Consider the following 14812-nt stretch of genomic DNA (forward strand, 5'->3'; position numbering starts at 1 on the left):
CGACCTGTGTGATCGCCGGATTCGTCCGGATCGGGGCGGTGTGTCGCCTCGATCCGGACCCGACCGCCGATCACGGGCGCGTCGACCTCGCACCCGACGACCTCGGCCGCGCCTCAGTGAGCGAGCGGGCTGCGGTGCGGTGGGGCGACCACGACGCCGGGCCGCACGTCGACCCGGAGGCCGGGACACAGCCGTCGCAGACCGTCGACGGCAGCGCCGAGCGCGACGTCGGCCTCGGCCGGTCCGGCGACCATCAGGACGGCCGTGCCGGCGGGCCGGCCGGCGAACCAGGCGTCCAGCTGCGCCGCGGCCTCGCGCGGCCGGACGCGCTCCACCCGCCATGCCTCGGCGTAGAACAGGGCCGTCGCCTCGGGGTCGGCGTCCGGCCCCGGGCCGGGCGGCCCGGCGAACACCGCGTCCGCGGCGCCGAGCAGATCGGGTGCGTCGGCGCCGTCCGGGTCGCCCGGCCCGGTGCCGAGCACGTGCAGCGTGCCCATCGTTGGCCTCCTCGAGGGTCCGCGCCCTCAGCAGTTCCGAACCATGCGACGAGGGGCAGTTCCTGGCTCCCGGGATCTCCTCCCGGTGACAGTGGCGGGACCGCGCCGGACTCGCACCGGCTTCCTGGCACCGTCGTCGTCCGATGACCAGACCACGGCCGGGTGAACGGGTCAACCGGGCCGATCTCACAGTTCGGGCAGGTCGTCCCCGAGGCCGGCCACCGGTCCGATCACGACGATCGCCGGCGGGCTGACGTCGTGGGCCTTCGCGACCTGTTCGATGTCGGCCAGGGTGGCGCGGACGCGGCGCTGGATCCGGGTCGTCGCGTCCTGCACGACGACGACCGGGGTGTCCGCCGGCCGCCCGTACCGCACCAGCGCGTCGGCGAACGCGCCGATCCGCTCCACGGCCATCATCAGCACGATCGTGCCGCGCATGCGGCCCAGCGCCTCCCAGTCGGTGAGGCTGCGTGGGTCGTCCGGTGCGACGTGCCCGGACACGACGACGATCTCGTGCGCCACCCCGCGATGGCTCACCGGAACGCCCGCCACGGCCGGCGCCGCGAACGCGCTCGTGATGCCCGGTACCACGGTCACCGGCACGCCGGCCTCGGCGCAGGCCAGTACCTCCTCGAAACCGCGGCCGTAGACGAACGGGTCGCCACCCTTGAGCCGCACCACGAACCGGCCGGCCCTCGCGTGCTCGACGAGCAGCTCGTTGATGCGCTGCTGGGCCATCGCCCTGCCGTACGGGATCTTCGAGGCGTCGATCACCTCGACGTCCGGGGACAGCTCGTCGATCAGGTCGCGCGGCCCGAGGCGGTCGGCCACGACGACCTCGGCCCGCGACAGCAACCGCCGCCCGCGCACCGTGATCAGCTCCGGGTCGCCGGGCCCGCCGCCGACGAGCGCGACGCCGGGCAGCGGCGCCTCCGCGGCGTCGTTCACGACCCCGGCCTGCAGTGCCTCGACGAGCGCCGTCCGGACCGCGGCGGAGCGCCGGTGCGCGCCGCGGGCGAGCACGCCGACGGTCAGCCCGTCGAACCCGCCGGTCGCGGGCGTGACGGCGGTGCCCGCCGCGCCGTCGTCGGCGCGCACGCAGAACACGCGCCGTCGCTCCGCCTCGGTTCCGACGGCGGCGTTGACCTGCGGATCGTCGGTCGCCGCGATGGCGTACCAGGCGCCGTCGAGATCGCCGTCGGTGTAGGCGCGGGCCGTCCAGGTGATCTCCCGCGCGGACGCCATCCCCTCCACCGCCGGCGTGACGGCGGGCGAGACGACCTCGACGACCGCCCCGGCTCCGATCAGCCGGGCGACGCGCCGCTGCGCGACCTGGCCGCCCCCGACCACCACGACCCGACGGCCGGACAGGTCGAGACCGACCAGGTACTGCTCGTGCTGCGCGCTCAACCGGCGCTCCTCTCCCGGGGGTCCACGCCCGGCGGCGGACTTGCCGTCCGCGGCGTCGCGGCGGCTCACGTCCGGCGGCGGGGTCTGGCTCCCGGGCGACCCGGTGACAGTGGCGGGACCGCCCCGGACTCGCACCGGGTTCCCACACGACGGCGAGCGGACAGCATAGCGGTGTCGGACCGCGCGTCCTCGCACAGGAAGTGGTGCCCTCGCACTCGCCCGAGCCTGTGCGAGGGCACCGGAACCCGTGCGAGGACGGCCTACGGCGGTTCGACGACGGGCCGGGCGAGCGCGATCGTCACACCGTCGCCGACGGACTTGGGCACAACCAGGTCCGCGCCGGTTGCGCCGGGGAGCGTCCGGGCGGTGCGCAGCGCGGCGGCCTCCGCGACGCTCGGGGTGCCCACGGCGACGGCGGTCCGCGAGCTCGGGTTCGGCACCTGCTCGGCAGCGAGCTCGTCGGGCTGCCACACGGTCAGATCGCTGCCCAGCGCATCCCGGAGACCGGGCTCGCCGGCTCGCGCCGCGACCGTCGCGAACACTGCGTCGGCCGGGTCGAGAGCGTGCTCGGTCAGGATCCGGTCGAGCAAGGCGCGCACCGCATCGGCCCGCACGCCGGTACGGGCGCCGATCCCGACGGCGTAGCGCGTCATCCGGTCGGGACGGCCGCCCGGGCGACGAACCGCGCCACCGCGTCCGGTGCGCCCGCCGGGTGCGTGTGCAGGAAGGACGCGTGCACGCCGCCGTCGACGAACCCCTCCGGCTCGGCGCCGCGCCACACCCACGCGGGGGATCCGCCCGCCCGTGGTGTGACGGCGCACCGGTGGAACTCGTGTCCGGTGATCCGGCCCCCGGCGGCGAACGGTGGCGAGTCGACGAGCGCGACGGCGTCGCGATAGCCCAGCGTCAGGCGCTCCGTCATCGCCGCGTCGGCGTCGAGCACCCCGCACATCGGCACGCCGTCCAGCTCGCGGCACAGGTAGAGCAGACCGCCACACTCCGCGTGCACCGGCGCGCCCGACGCGGCGAGCGCCGCCACCTCGGCACGCAGGGACACGTTGTCGCCCAACGCCGCCACGTGCTCCTCCGGGAACCCACCGGGCAGCACGAGCGCCGCCGTCCCGTCCGGAAGCGACGCGTCGCGCAGGGGGTCCACGTAGGACACCTCGGCACCCGCCGCGGTGAGCAGCTCCGCGTGCTCGGCGTATCCGAACCCGAACGCCGGCCCGCCCGCCACGGCCACCACCGGGCCCGGCCGCGCCCCGCCTGCCACGTCCGCGCGCCCCGGCCCCGCCCCGGCACGAATGTGGCATTCGTTCGCCTCGTCGGCACGGATGCCACGTTCGTCCGGGGAAGCGGGCGGCGCGGTGTCGCGTTCCTGAGCTGCGACGATCTCGCCTGCCGGGTCCCAGTCCGGACCGTCGGGCAGCGCGCGGGCGAGCGACACCACCGCCGCGAGGTCCACATGGGACGCGACCAGCTCCGCCATCGCGTCCACGGCCGCGTGCGCGGCCGCGCCGTGCTCGGCGGCGGTCACCAGGCCGAGATGGCGGGACGGGACGGCCAGCTCCGCCCGTCGCGGCAGCGCTCCCAGCACCGGCAGGCCCACCTCGTCGGCCGCCTCGCGCAGTGCCTCGGCGTGCCGCTCGCCGCCGACCCGGTTCAGGATCACCCCGGCCACGTCCACATCGGACGAGAACGAGCGGAACCCGTGCAGCAGCGCGGCCAGCGACCGGGACTGTCCCCGGACGTCCACCACCAGCACGACGGGAGCGCCCAGCAGTGCCGCCACTTCCGCCGTCGAACCCGAGGACACCGATCCCGGCCCGCCGGTGCCGAGGCGCCCGTCGAACAGGCCCATCACGCCCTCGACGACGGCGACGTCCGCCCCGGCCGCACCGTGCCGGGCCAACGGCGCGATCCGCGAGCGTCCGACCATCACCGGGTCGAGATTCCGGCCGGGCGCGCCTGCGGCGAGCGTGTGGTAGCCGGGGTCGATGTAGTCCGGGCCGACCTTGAACGGCGCGACCCGCGTGCCGCGACGGGCGAGCGCGGCCATCAACCCGGTCGCGACGGTCGTCTTCCCACTCCCGGACGAGGGCGCCGCGAGGACGAGCGACCGTGCCGTCACCGGATCACCACTCGATCCCCCGCTGCCCCTTCTGACCGGCGTCCATCGGGTGCTTCACCTTCGTGGTCTCCATGACGAGGTCGGCGGCCTCGATCAGCTCGGGCGCGGCGTCCCGCCCGGTGATGATCACGTGCTGGTGTCCCGGGCGGTTGACGAGCACGTCGACGACATCGTGCACGTCGATCCAGCCCCACTTCAGCGGGTAGGTGAACTCGTCGAGGACGTACACCCGGTGCTGTTCGGCGAGGATCCGGCGCCGGATCTCGGCCCACCCCTCCGCGGCGTCGGCCGCGTGGTCCTCCTCGTCGCCCCGCTTGCGCGACCAGCTCCAGCCCGCGCCCATCTTGTGCCACTCGACGGGCCCACCCTCGCCGGTCTGCTCGTGGACCCACCCGAGCGCGCGGAACGCCTCCTCCTCGCCGACCTTCCATTTCGCCGACTTCACGAACTGGAACACGCCGATCGACCAGCCCTGGTTCCAGCCGCGCAGTGCCATCCCGAACGCGGCCGTCGACTTGCCCTTCATCGCGCCGGTGTGCACCACCAGCAGGGGCCGGTTGCGACGCTGGCGGGTGGTCAGCCCGTCCTCGGGAACGCTCGTGACCTGTCCCTGCGGCATCGGCTCCTCCTTCTATGCGGCGCGTGCGGCGCGTGCGGCACGGACGACATCGCCGACGCCGTCCGCCGTCAGCTCGTCGAGCGTGACCACCGATCCGCCGGCGGCCGCGGCGAGCGGACCGGCCAGACCGAGCCGGACCGGCCCGGACTCGCAGTCGACGACGATGGTGTGCGTCCCGTCGGCACCCAGCAACCCGGCGGCGCGGCGGGCGTCGGCGACGGGGTCGGAGCCGGGACGCGCGGCGACGGTCGCGCGGCCGTCGGTCAGGAGCACGAGCAGCGGTCGGCGCTTCGGGTCACGCAGGCGCTCGGTCGCCAGCACGGCGCGGGCACGCAGCACGCCGTCCGCGAGCGGCGTCCGGCCCCCGGTGCGCAGGCGGGCGAGGCGGGCCTGCGCCGTCGGGACGCTCGACGTCGGCGGCAGCGCGACCTCGGCACCCGACGCCCGGAACGTCACCAACCCGACCTTGTCCCGGCGCTGGTAGGCGTCACGCAGCAGGCCGAGCACCGCGCCGGACACGGCCGTCATCCGCTTGCGCGCTGCCATCGAGCCGGACGCGTCGACGACGAACAGCACCAGGTTCCCCTCGCGCCCTTCACGTTCGGCGCGACGCAGGTCGGCGCGGGCGATGACGAGTCCGGCGCCGGTGCGGCCGCGCTCCCGCTGGTGCGGCGCGGCGGCGACGACCGTGGCGGGGACGTGCAGATCGGCGGCGCGTGTCGTGGCGCCGTCGGTCGGGCGGGTGACCCGGCCGGTGTCGGTGCGGGCCCGGGACCGACGACCCGGCGCCCCGGCACCGAGCCCCGGCACGGTGAACCGCCGGGCGGCCGATGGCCGGATCCGGGCCGCCGCACCGAGCGCGACGACACGTCCGTCTCCCCCGTCGCCGCCCCGCTGCTCGGCGCCGCCGGGCTCGGATCCACTCTCCCGTCGGTCGAGCGCTCCGCTCGCGCCGTCACGCTCGTCCGGAGCTCCGCTCGCGTCGTCGGAGCTCCCGGCCCCTGGCTGGTCGAGGGCTCCGTTCGTCCCACCCGTGGCGTCGGGTCCGCCGGGTGGCGTCGAGGCATCGTCCCCATCGGGCGCGGTGTCCTCGGCCGCGTTCGTGGCGTCCGCGTCCCCGGGCTCCGGGGTGCCGCCGTCCGGTGGTGTCGGGTCCGGGTCGTCGTCGACCTGCTCGGCCGCGTCGCGCATCGCCTCGTCGAGGTCCTTCTCGTCCAGGCCGGGCTCGTCGAACGGGTCGCGACGGCGGCGATGCGGCAACGCCAGCTTGGCCGCGACCCGCACGTCCTCCTCCGCGACGGCCTCGACGCCCCGCCAGGCGGCGTGTGCGGCGGCCGCGCGGGCCATCACCAGGTCGGCGCGCATGCCGTCGACGTCGAACGACGCGCAGACGGCGGCGATCCGGCGCAGCTCGCGGTCGTCGACCCGCACGGAGCCGACGCGGGCCTGCGCGTCGGCGATCCGGCGCGCGACGTCCGCCTCCGCGTCGGCGAACGACGCCACGAAACCCGCCGGGTCGTCGTCGAACGCGATCCGGCGACGCATCACCTCGGTCCGCGTACCGACATCACGCGAGGCGCGCACCTCGACGGTCAGGCCGAAGCGGTCGAGCAGCTGGGGGCGGAGCTCGCCCTCCTCCGGGTTCATCGTCCCGACCAGAAGGAACCGTGCCGCGTGCTCGACCGAGACACCGTCGCGCTCGACGTGCGCGCGACCCATGGCGGCGGCGTCGAGCAGCAGGTCGACGAGGTGGTCGTGCAGCAGGTTGACCTCGTCGACGTAGAGGACGCCGCGGTGCGCGTCGGCGAGCAGTCCCGGCTGGTAGGCCCGTTTGCCCTCGGACAGGGCGCGCTCCAGGTCCAGTGACCCGACGAGCCGGTCCTCGGTCGCGCCGACGGGCAGCTCCACGAGCCGCGCCGGCCGTGCCGTCACCCCGGAACCGGTGCGCGAGTGCTCGGGCGGGAGGCTGAGGTAGGTCGTCGGGTAGGGCGCGTCCGCGGGGTGCGGTCCGTCCGGGCACGACGGGTCCGGATCGGCCGGGTCGCAGGAGAACCGGCAGCCGTCGACCACCGGTACGTCCGGGAGCAGCGCCGACAACGCGCGCACCGCCGTCGACTTCGCGGTGCCCTTCTCCCCGCGGACCAGCACGCCGCCGACGCCCGGGTGCACGGCGTTGAGCAGCAGCGCCAGGCGGAGATCGTCGTGCCCGACGACGGCGGAGAACGGGAAGCGTGCGGCACTCACGGCGCAGACCTTGCCAGACCTGACGTCACGACCGGGAGATCCGCGGGCGCCCCATTTCTGATCACCTGCTCAAGTGCACCGGTGTCGAGGTGCTGTTCGACCAGGTCACCCAGCACGTCCGCCTGCCGCGTGCGCTCCGCGGCGAAGGACGTGTCGTCGGCCACCGTGAAACCGTCGCGGCGGGCCTCGGCGGCGAGCCGGGTGAGCAGGAGGCGGCGGAACGCGTCGTTCTCGGCGATCCCGTGCCAGTGCGTACCGAGCACGTGTCCGCGATCGGAGCCCTCCCCCTCGAGCATCGGCGCGTCCCCGGAGCGCACGACCCGTCCGTGGTGGATCTCGTACCCGGTGACCGGTACGCCCCACGCCGACCCCGACGGCGTCCCGAGATGCTTGTCCGGCTCGAACTCCACCTCCAGGTCGAGCAGGCCGAGACCGTCCACATCGGTCCCCGGCGCCGCCTCGACACCGTACGGGTCGCGGATCCGTGCACCCAGCATCTGGTAGCCGCCGCAGACTCCGAACACCGGCTTCCCGGCCTTCGCATGCGCGACGACGGCGTCGGCGAGTCCGCTGCGTCGCAACCAGTCCAGATCGGACACCGTGGACTTCGACCCCGGCAGCACGACGACGTCGGAGTCCAGCAGGCGCGACGGCTCGGTCACGTACCGGACGGCGACACCGGGCTCGCAGGCCATGGCCTCGGCGTCGGTGGCGTTCGAGATCCGCGGGAACCGGACGACGGCGACGCGCAGCCACTGCTCGCCACGCGGCGGTGCCGGGCGCCCGAGCACGCCGTCCGCGACGGCCGACAGCGAGTCCTCGGCGTCGAGCCACAGCCCGTCCGCCCAGGGGAGCACGCCGAGCGTCGGGCGGCCGGTCAGCGCGCCGAGCTGGTCGAGGCCCGGGTCGAGCAGGCGGGGGTCGCCGCGGAACTTGTTGATCACGAAGCCGGCGACGAGCGCCTGGTCGGCGGGTTCCAGGACGGCGAGGGTGCCGAACAGATGGGCCAGTACCCCGCCACGGTCGATGTCGCCGACGACGATCACCGGCAGCCCCGCCCGTCGTGCCAGGCCCATGTTCGCCAGGTCGGTCGCCCGCAGGTTGATCTCGGCGGGCGAGCCGGCGCCCTCGCAGACGACGACGTCGTAGGTCGCCCGCAGCTCGGCCAGCGAGTCCGCGACGACGTCGGCCAGCGCGGCCGTCCGCGTCCGGTAGGACAGCGCGCTGACCTGACCGTCCGCCTTCCCGCGCACGACGACCTGGGACGTCCGGTCGCTCCCCGGCTTGAGCAGCACCGGGTTCAGCGCGACCGACGGCTCGATCCCGCACGCGTGGGCCTGCATGGCCTGCGCCCGGCCGATCTCCCCGCCGTCCGGCGTGACGACCGAGTTGTTGCTCATGTTCTGCGCCTTGAACGGCGCCACCGACACGCCGCGGCGGCGCAGCCACCGGCAGATGCCGGCGACGATGGCGCTCTTGCCGGCGTCCGACGTCGTCCCGGCGACGAGCACCGCACCCTTCGGATCCACCCACCCAGTATCGCTACCGTGGAGCCATGCGCTTTCTGCTGCGGCCCGGCTGGATCGCCCTGATCGTGGGCGTGCTGGCCTTCGTCGTGGCCTGCTACACGCTGCTCGCCCCCTGGCAGTTCGACCGGGAGAGCGAACGCGACGCCGCCCAGCGCGCGATCGACACGGCGAACACGACGCCCCCGGTGCCGTTCGCCACGCTCGTCCCCGGCGACGAGGTGCCCGCGGACCTCGTCTGGCGGCAGGTGTCGCTGACCGGCGAGTTCCTGCCCGGCTCCGACGTGCTGGTCCGGCTGCGCACGCTGGACGGCGGTCCGGCGCTGGACGTGCTGACCGCGATGCGGCTGACCGACGGCCGGACCGTCACCGTCGACCGTGGGTCCGTCCCGGCGGTGGACCGCGGCATCCCCACGTTCGCGCCGGCACCGACCGGCCAGGTCACCGTCGAGGGCCGCCTGCGCACGAACGAGACCGATCCGAACAGCCGACCGCCGCTGCGGGACGCCGCCGTCCCGCAGGTCTACGCGATGGACTCCCGGGAGTTGGCTGCCGCGACCGGCCTGACCCCGCTGTCCGGCGTGGTCACCCTGTCGGCCGGCACGCCCGGCGTGCTGCGCGCGATCCCGGTCGAGGTCCCGACGGGCGGCGCACCGTTCACGAACTTCTCCTACGCGCTGCAGTGGATCACGTTCGGAGCCGTCGCGATCGTCGCACTGGGGATCTTCATCCGCCTGGAGCTGTTGCAGCGCAAGGGAACGCGCACGAGCCGAGGCTCGCTCCGGGACGCCCTGTCCGGGCGGGACGAGGACGGGCCCGACGGCGCGGACGGGCCGGGGACGCCAGCTGGATCGGCCGGGCAGGACGCGGGTGCCGCCGCGGGTGAGGCGGGACGCTCCGGCGACGACCGGGCCGGCTCCGGCCGCTCCTGACCCACCCGTCCCGGAGCTTGATCAGCGCAGTCGGTCGGATCGCGCCACCGGTGGCGCCCCGCTGCCGATCCCGCCGATCATGACGTCGGCGCCCGCCCGGTCACAGCGACATCCCCACCGAGATGCGCGTCATGGTTCCGCGGGACCGTCGAATCAACCATGAGGCGCATCTCGCGAGGATGGGCCCGGCGCCACGGGCAGCGGCAGGGCGACGGCCGTCGCGGCGGCGATTGCGGTGGCGGACCACCCGAGCAGGCGGGACAGACGGGCGGCACGCCGGAGGTCGGCCGCAGCCGGGGCGCGGCCGTCGCCGAGGGTCGGGCGGTTCTCGGCCCCGTACGCGTACTGCGTCCGACCGCCCAGGCGCAGGCCGAGCGCGCCGGCGGCGGTGGCCTCGACCGGACCGGCGTTCGGGCTCGGGTGCCCGGGCGCGTCCCGCCGCCAGGCCCGCACCGCGTCGGACGGGCGGCCGCCGACGAGCGGGGCGACCACCACCGTCAGGAGAGCGGTGAGCCGGGCCGGGACGAGGTTGACCACGTCGTCCACCCGTGCCGCGACCCGGCCGAAACGGCCGTACCGCGCCGACCGGTACCCGACCATCGCGTCCAGCGTGTTGACCGCCCGGTACCCGAGCAGGCCGGGCACGCCCGCGACGGCACCCCAGAACAGCGGCGCGACGACGGCGTCGGAGGTGTTCTCCGCCAACGACTCCACGCCCGCCCGCGCCATCCCGGCCGCGTCCAGCAGCTCCGGGTCGCGGGCACACAGGTGCGGGATCCGGGTCCGCGCTGCGCCCAGGTCGCCGGACTCGAGGGACCGGCCGAGCGCCTCCCCCTCGCGGACCAGGGACGTCCCGCCGAGTACGGCCCAGGTCGCGGCCGCGACGACGAGGCACTCCCCGGCGGCCCGGTGATCACGAGTGCGCAGCGAGGGAGCGGCGACGGCCCGCTCGGCCAGCACGCCGAGTCCCACCGCTCCCCCGGTCAGGACCCCCGCGAAGAGCGCACCGGCGGGCACCGAGTCGCGCCACAGCCGTCGTTCCAGGGTCGAGGAGATGGACCCGAACGCCGCCACGGGGTGCCCGCGCCGTGGATCACCGAACGCCGCGTCCGCCAGGACGCCGATCACCAGCCCGGCCGCCCGGGCACGTACGCGCACCGCCCGGACGCTACGGGCGCGGGCCGACCGTCGAGCAGGCAGGATCAGATGCATGCGCAAGGACCTGACCCCGGACGAGATGGGCGCCGGCCCGTTCTACAAGCTGCTGACCAGCGTCGTCGTCCCGCGGCCGATCGCGTGGGTGTCCACCCGCTCGGCGGGTGGGGTGAACAACCTCGCCCCGCACTCGTTCTTCACGGTGGCGTGCGTGGACCCGCCGGTGCTGCAGTTCACGTCGGTCGGGAGGAAGGACTCGCTGCGCAACGTGTCCGAGACGCGCGAGTTCGTGATCTGCCTGGCCACCGAGCCGATGTTCGAGAAGATCAACGCGACGGCGACCGACTTCCCGTCGGAGATCAGCGAGTTCGCCGAGGTCGGGCTCACCGAGGAGCCGAGCGCGACGGTCACGCCGCCGCGGGTCGCCGAGTCACCCGTCGCGCTGGAGTGTGTGCTGCACGCGAACATCGAGCTGGGGAACTCCACGGCCGTGATGGGCCGGGTCACGCACGCCGCGATCGACTCCGACGTGTTCGTCACCGACGAGCGCGGCACCACGCTCCCGGACATCCACCGGCTGGCGCCCCTCGCCCGCCTCGGCCGCAACGAGTGGTCGAGGCTGGGCGAGGTGCTGGAGATCACGCGGATCGCCTACCGGGACTGGCCCGGCCACTTCGGCGAATAGCGCAGAGGGTCAGAGCGTGTACTCCGTGGCGGGCTTCGCCTCCGGGTCCGCGTGCAGCTCGTCCTCGCGTCCGCGCAGCTCCACCCGACGGATCTTGCCGGAGATCGTCTTCGGCAGCTCGAAGAACTCCAGGCGGCGGACCCGCTTGTATGGCGCGAGGTTGTCGTAGGCGAACTGCAGGATGTCCTTCGCCGTCTGTTCGGTCGGCTCGTGCCCGGACGTCAGCACGACGTACGCCTTCGGCACGGCCAGGCGCACCGGGTCCGGCGACGGCACGACGGCGGCCTCGGCGACGGCCGGGTGCTCGATCAGCACGCTCTCCAGCTCGAACGGGCTGATCCGGTAGTCGCTGGCCTTGAACACGTCGTCGGCGCGGCCCACGTAGGTGATGTAGCCGTTCTCGTCGCGGCTGCCGACGTCGCCGGTGTGGTAAAAGCCACCCGCCATCGCCTCGGCGTTGCGCTCCGGGTCGTCGGCGTAGCCGACCATCAGCCCGGTCGGGCGGTGGTCCAGGTCGAGGCAGATCTCGCCCTCGTCGCCGACCTGGCCGGTCGCCGGGTCCACCAGCGCGACGACGAAGCCCGGGATCGGCCGGCCCATCGAGCCCGGCTTGAGGTGCGCGCCGGGCGGGTTGCCGATCTGCACGCTGGACTCGGTCTGCCCGAACCCGTCGCGGATCTTGAGGTTCCAGGCCCGCTCGACCTGCTCGATCACCTCGGGGTTCAGCGGCTCCCCCGCTCCGACGACCTTCTGCGGCGGGGTCCTCAGCGCGGACAGGTCGGACTGGATCAGCATGCGCCACACGGTCGGCGGTGCGCAGAAGCTGTTCACGCCGCAGCTCTCCAGCACGGACAGGACCGACTCCGCGTCGAACTTGGCGTAGTTCATCACCAGCACGGTCGCCTCGGCGATCCACGGCGCGAACACGTTGGACCACGCGTGCTTCGCCCAGCCCGGCGACGAGATGTTCAGGTGGACGTCACCCGGCTCCAGGCCGATCCAGTACATCGTCGACAGGTGACCGACCGGGTAGGACACGTGCGTGTGCTCGACGAGCTTCGGCTTCGCCGTGGTGCCGGACGTGAAGTACAGCAGGAGCGTGTCCGACGCCTTCGTCACGCCGTCGGGCTCGAACGTCGCGTCCGCGTCGTAGGCCTGGCCGGAGTAGTCCGCCCAGCCGTCCGGGGCACCGCGCACGGAGATCTTCGTGTAGTCGCCGGCGACGTCGTCGAACTTCGCGGCGTCGGCCGCGCCGACGACGACGTGCTTCGCGTGCCCCCGGTCCACCCGGTCCTGCAGGTCGGACGCGGTGAGCAGCGTCGTCGCCGGGATGACCACGGCGCCCAGCTTCATCGCGGCCAGCAGCGTCTCCCACAGCTCCAGCTGGTTGCCGAGCATCAGGATGATCCGGTCGCCGCGGCCGACGCCCTGGCTGCGCAGCCAGTTCGCGACCCGGTTCGAGCGCTCGGCCAGCTCGGCGTAGGTCCAGTGCGCGGACGACCCGTCGCCCTCGACGATCCACAGTGCACGACGGGCGCCGCGCTCCGGATCGGCCGCGACGGCGTCGAAGTGGTCGAGCGCGAAGTTGAACTCGTCGAGCTCCGGCCACCGGAAGTCCCGGTAGGCCGTCTCGTAGTCCTCGCGGTGGGTGAGCAGGAAGTCCCGGGCCGTGTAGAAGGCCTCGCCCGCCGTTCCAGCCATCGTCAAGAGTCCTTCCTCGTGGCCGTCGTCGATCGGACCCTAACGACGGACGCGGCGGATCCACACCCGGACGTGGCGTCGCGTCGCCCCTACGGGGACCGGTCGCGGCTCTACGGTGATCCGCGTGACCGCGTCGCCGCCCTCGCGCACCCCCGCACGGACAGCCACGCGCCCGTACCCGGCGCGCACCGCGTTGCGGTACGCGCTGGTGGTGACGGCCGGGCTGGTCCTGCTGCTGGTCCTGATCGCCGGGTGCGGTGCCACGCCGCTGCCCGCGGCGGCGCCGTCGACGATCGCGCCGACCACCCCGACACCTCCGCCGCCCACGACGACGGCAGCCCCGACGACGACGCAGGAACCGACCACGGAACCGACCACGGAGCCGACCACCCGGAAGCCCGAGGGGACGCCCGCCCCGGCGCCGCACGCCGCCGCGCCGAAGCAGGGCGCACCGGTGCCGATCTGGCCTGCGACCGACACCGTGTCCGCCCGGCGCCTGCAGGACCAGGTCGACGGCGGCCGCCAGCCGTGGCTGCTCGACCCGACCGAGGTCGCCGTGTCCTACGCGGGTTCCGAGCTCGGCTACCGCAACCCCGGTGTGTTCACGCTCGCGCCGGGCCGCGTCGACGTCCAGGACGGGACGACGCCGCGCAAGGCGACGATCACGCTCGGACAGACGGTCCGCAAGGGCGACGGCGGGATCTGGCTGGTGACCGGCGTGCAGCGCCGCTGATCCGTGAGGCACACCACACGCCGGTGAGGCATTTCATCACTCTGAGGTACGGGGAGGGGCCCGTTTGTGCGTCGAACGGGTGAATTAAGGTCACGTCGTGCAGCGCGCAGGCACCCGGCAGCGATGTTCCTCCTGACGCCGCCGACACCCGGTGCAGCAGAACGGCCCGAGGAGACCCCACCGCCATGACCAGCGATTCGATCCAGCAGGACGTCTTCACCGTGCTCCACGGTCAGGCCTCCCCGATCGTCAGCCGCTGGACCTACCGCGCCGACGACCCGTACGCCATCTCCTTCGCCGTCCGCCGTTCGACGGACCGCTGGGTCGAGTGGCTGGTCGCGCGCGACCTGGTGATCGAGGGCCTGACCACGCCGTGCGGCATCGGGGACATCCGGATGCGGCCGCAGCGGGTCGACGGCTACGACGTCGTCGAGATCGAGATCCGCTCGGACACCGGTTCAGCGGTGCTGGAGGTCGACCGGGACCTGCTGGCGCACTTCGTGCACGGGACGCTGGAGATCGTCGACCTCGGCGAGGAGATGGACCACCTCGACCTGGACGAGGCGATCGCGCGCCTGACCGGCAGCGCCGCCGCCTGAGCCGGGTGTACGGCTAGGCGTCCGGACCGAAGTCCGGGTCGTCCACCGCGTCCCACTCCGCGTCCGCCTCGGCCTCGTTCGCGTGGTCGGCGTCCGCGTCCAGGTCCGCACTGACCTCGGGGTCGCCCACCGGCCGGTCGTCGACGACGGGCTCGAGGCTCGCGTCCACGTCGTGCACGGCGGCCTCCTCGGCACTCGCCGCGCCGCCGTCGACCCCCACCTCGGTGCCCGCGCCGTCGACGGTCACCTCGCCGTCCGCGCCGGTCTCGGCGCCGACGATCCGCCCCGAACGATCGGGATCACCGCCGGGTTCGACGTCCGGCAGCTCGCGGTCGATCCGGTCCTCGTGGGACTCGCCCTCCCGCTCACCTGCCGGGGTGACGGCGTTGTCGTCGACGCCGTAGGGCCGGTCCGGCGGCACGTAGCCGGCGTCCAGCGGGTCGGTGTCCGAGGGACCGGTGAGCGCCTCGTCCGTGTCCAGCTGCAGTGCCGACGCCAGATCGGGCTCCTCGGGCTGCGGGTCGGGGGTCTCGGCGGGGCGATCGGCTGCGGTCATGGGTGGGGCTGTCCTCCTGAGTCG

14 protein-coding genes and 2 riboswitches are annotated in these 14812 nt (G+C 74.2%); of the genes, 4 read left to right on the top strand and 10 right to left on the bottom strand.

All coding sequences use genetic code 11. The features are described 5' to 3' along the window. Window positions 1–113 precede the first annotated feature (113 nt). The 7 genes from EV378_RS04455 to EV378_RS04485 all read right to left on the bottom strand — a co-directional run bounded on the left by EV378_RS04455 (window position 114) and on the right by EV378_RS04485 (window position 8430). Window positions 114–497 (bottom strand): hypothetical protein, encoded by a 384-nt coding sequence (locus tag EV378_RS04455; protein ID WP_132421444.1) that lies wholly within the window; start codon window positions 495–497, stop codon window positions 114–116. 40 nt (window positions 498–537) lie between these two features. After that, a riboswitch (cobalamin riboswitch) is annotated at window positions 538–664 on the bottom strand. 19 nt (window positions 665–683) lie between these two features. Next, the gene (cobA, locus tag EV378_RS04460; RefSeq protein WP_132421445.1) at window positions 684–1907 is read right to left on the bottom strand and encodes a uroporphyrinogen-III C-methyltransferase; all 1224 of its coding nucleotides are present in this window, start codon (window positions 1905–1907) and stop codon (window positions 684–686) included. A gap of 78 nt (window positions 1908–1985) precedes the next feature. Continuing rightward, window positions 1986–2052: riboswitch (cobalamin riboswitch) on the bottom strand. Window positions 2053–2167: 115 nt separating this feature from the next. Next, the gene (locus EV378_RS04465; RefSeq protein WP_132421446.1) at window positions 2168–2560 is read right to left on the bottom strand and encodes a cobalamin biosynthesis protein; all 393 of its coding nucleotides are present in this window, start codon (window positions 2558–2560) and stop codon (window positions 2168–2170) included. Then, window positions 2557–4038, bottom strand: coding sequence for a cobyrinic acid a,c-diamide synthase CobB (locus tag EV378_RS04470; protein WP_132421447.1), 1482 nt, complete (start codon window positions 4036–4038; stop codon window positions 2557–2559). The genes EV378_RS04465 and EV378_RS04470 overlap by 4 nt, the downstream gene beginning before the upstream one ends. Window positions 4039–4042: 4 nt before the next feature. Continuing rightward, entirely contained in the window at window positions 4043–4657 is a 615-nt protein-coding gene (cobO, locus tag EV378_RS04475) for a cob(I)yrinic acid a,c-diamide adenosyltransferase (protein WP_132421448.1), read from the bottom strand. Between the two features lie 12 nt (window positions 4658–4669). Further along, window positions 4670–6901 carry a putative cobaltochelatase gene (locus tag EV378_RS04480; RefSeq protein ID WP_132421449.1) on the bottom strand — a complete coding sequence of 744 codons (2232 nt, stop codon included), beginning with the start codon at window positions 6899–6901 and terminating at the stop codon, window positions 4670–4672. Further along, window positions 6898–8430, bottom strand: a complete 1533-nt coding sequence (locus EV378_RS04485; RefSeq protein WP_165922137.1) for a cobyric acid synthase — start codon at window positions 8428–8430, stop codon at window positions 6898–6900. The genes EV378_RS04480 and EV378_RS04485 overlap by 4 nt, the downstream gene beginning before the upstream one ends. A 26-nt stretch (window positions 8431–8456) precedes the next feature. Between EV378_RS04485 and EV378_RS04490 the strand changes: the two genes are divergently transcribed. Continuing rightward, window positions 8457–9359 (top strand): SURF1 family cytochrome oxidase biogenesis protein, encoded by a 903-nt coding sequence (locus EV378_RS04490; RefSeq protein ID WP_132421450.1) that lies wholly within the window; start codon window positions 8457–8459, stop codon window positions 9357–9359. A gap of 153 nt (window positions 9360–9512) precedes the next feature. On the opposite strand, the gene EV378_RS04495 is transcribed toward EV378_RS04490, so the two are convergent. Beyond that, complete coding sequence (locus EV378_RS04495) at window positions 9513–10517, bottom strand: cobalamin biosynthesis protein (RefSeq protein ID WP_243653277.1); 1005 nt, start codon at window positions 10515–10517, stop codon at window positions 9513–9515. Between the two features lie 52 nt (window positions 10518–10569). Between EV378_RS04495 and EV378_RS04500 the strand changes: the two genes are divergently transcribed. Then, entirely contained in the window at window positions 10570–11199 is a 630-nt protein-coding gene (locus tag EV378_RS04500) for a flavin reductase family protein (RefSeq protein WP_132421452.1), read from the top strand. A gap of 9 nt (window positions 11200–11208) precedes the next feature. Here the strand turns inward: EV378_RS04500 and EV378_RS04505 are convergent, their stop codons facing one another. Beyond that, on the bottom strand, window positions 11209–12900 hold the full coding sequence (locus EV378_RS04505; protein WP_132421453.1) for an AMP-binding protein: 1692 nt from the start codon (window positions 12898–12900) through the stop codon (window positions 11209–11211). Between the two features lie 124 nt (window positions 12901–13024). On the opposite strand from EV378_RS04505, the gene EV378_RS35800 reads away from it, so the two are divergent. Then, on the top strand, window positions 13025–13633 hold the full coding sequence (locus EV378_RS35800) for a hypothetical protein (RefSeq protein WP_207908573.1): 609 nt from the start codon (window positions 13025–13027) through the stop codon (window positions 13631–13633). Between the two features lie 185 nt (window positions 13634–13818). Next, window positions 13819–14232: an SsgA family sporulation/cell division regulator gene (locus EV378_RS04515; RefSeq protein ID WP_132421454.1), complete on the top strand. Its 414-nt coding sequence runs from the start codon at window positions 13819–13821 to the stop codon at window positions 14230–14232. A gap of 13 nt (window positions 14233–14245) precedes the next feature. Here the strand turns inward: EV378_RS04515 and EV378_RS04520 are convergent, their stop codons facing one another. After that, entirely contained in the window at window positions 14246–14788 is a 543-nt protein-coding gene (locus EV378_RS04520; protein WP_132421455.1) for a DUF5709 domain-containing protein, read from the bottom strand. Between the last annotated feature and the right edge of the window lie 24 nt (window positions 14789–14812).

Origin of the sequence: Pseudonocardia endophytica (genome assembly GCF_004339565.1) — a bacterium.
Taxonomy (GTDB): domain Bacteria; phylum Actinomycetota; class Actinomycetes; order Mycobacteriales; family Pseudonocardiaceae; genus Pseudonocardia; species Pseudonocardia endophytica.

Excerpts from the sequence above, each read along its gene's own strand:
- EV378_RS04515 (WP_132421454.1), top strand. The coding sequence starts at position 13,819 with ATGACCAGCGATTCGATCCAGCAGGACGTCTTCACCGTGCTCCACGGT.
- EV378_RS04520 (WP_132421455.1), bottom strand. The coding sequence starts at position 14,788 with ATGACCGCAGCCGATCGCCCCGCCGAGACCCCCGACCCGCAGCCCGAG.
- EV378_RS04500 (WP_132421452.1), top strand. The coding sequence starts at position 10,570 with ATGCGCAAGGACCTGACCCCGGACGAGATGGGCGCCGGCCCGTTCTAC.
- EV378_RS04505 (WP_132421453.1), bottom strand. The coding sequence starts at position 12,900 with ATGGCTGGAACGGCGGGCGAGGCCTTCTACACGGCCCGGGACTTCCTG.
- EV378_RS04455 (WP_132421444.1), bottom strand. The coding sequence starts at position 497 with ATGGGCACGCTGCACGTGCTCGGCACCGGGCCGGGCGACCCGGACGGC.
- cobO (WP_132421448.1), bottom strand. The coding sequence starts at position 4,657 with ATGCCGCAGGGACAGGTCACGAGCGTTCCCGAGGACGGGCTGACCACC.
- EV378_RS04490 (WP_132421450.1), top strand. The coding sequence starts at position 8,457 with ATGCGCTTTCTGCTGCGGCCCGGCTGGATCGCCCTGATCGTGGGCGTG.
- EV378_RS04465 (WP_132421446.1), bottom strand. The coding sequence starts at position 2,560 with ATGACGCGCTACGCCGTCGGGATCGGCGCCCGTACCGGCGTGCGGGCC.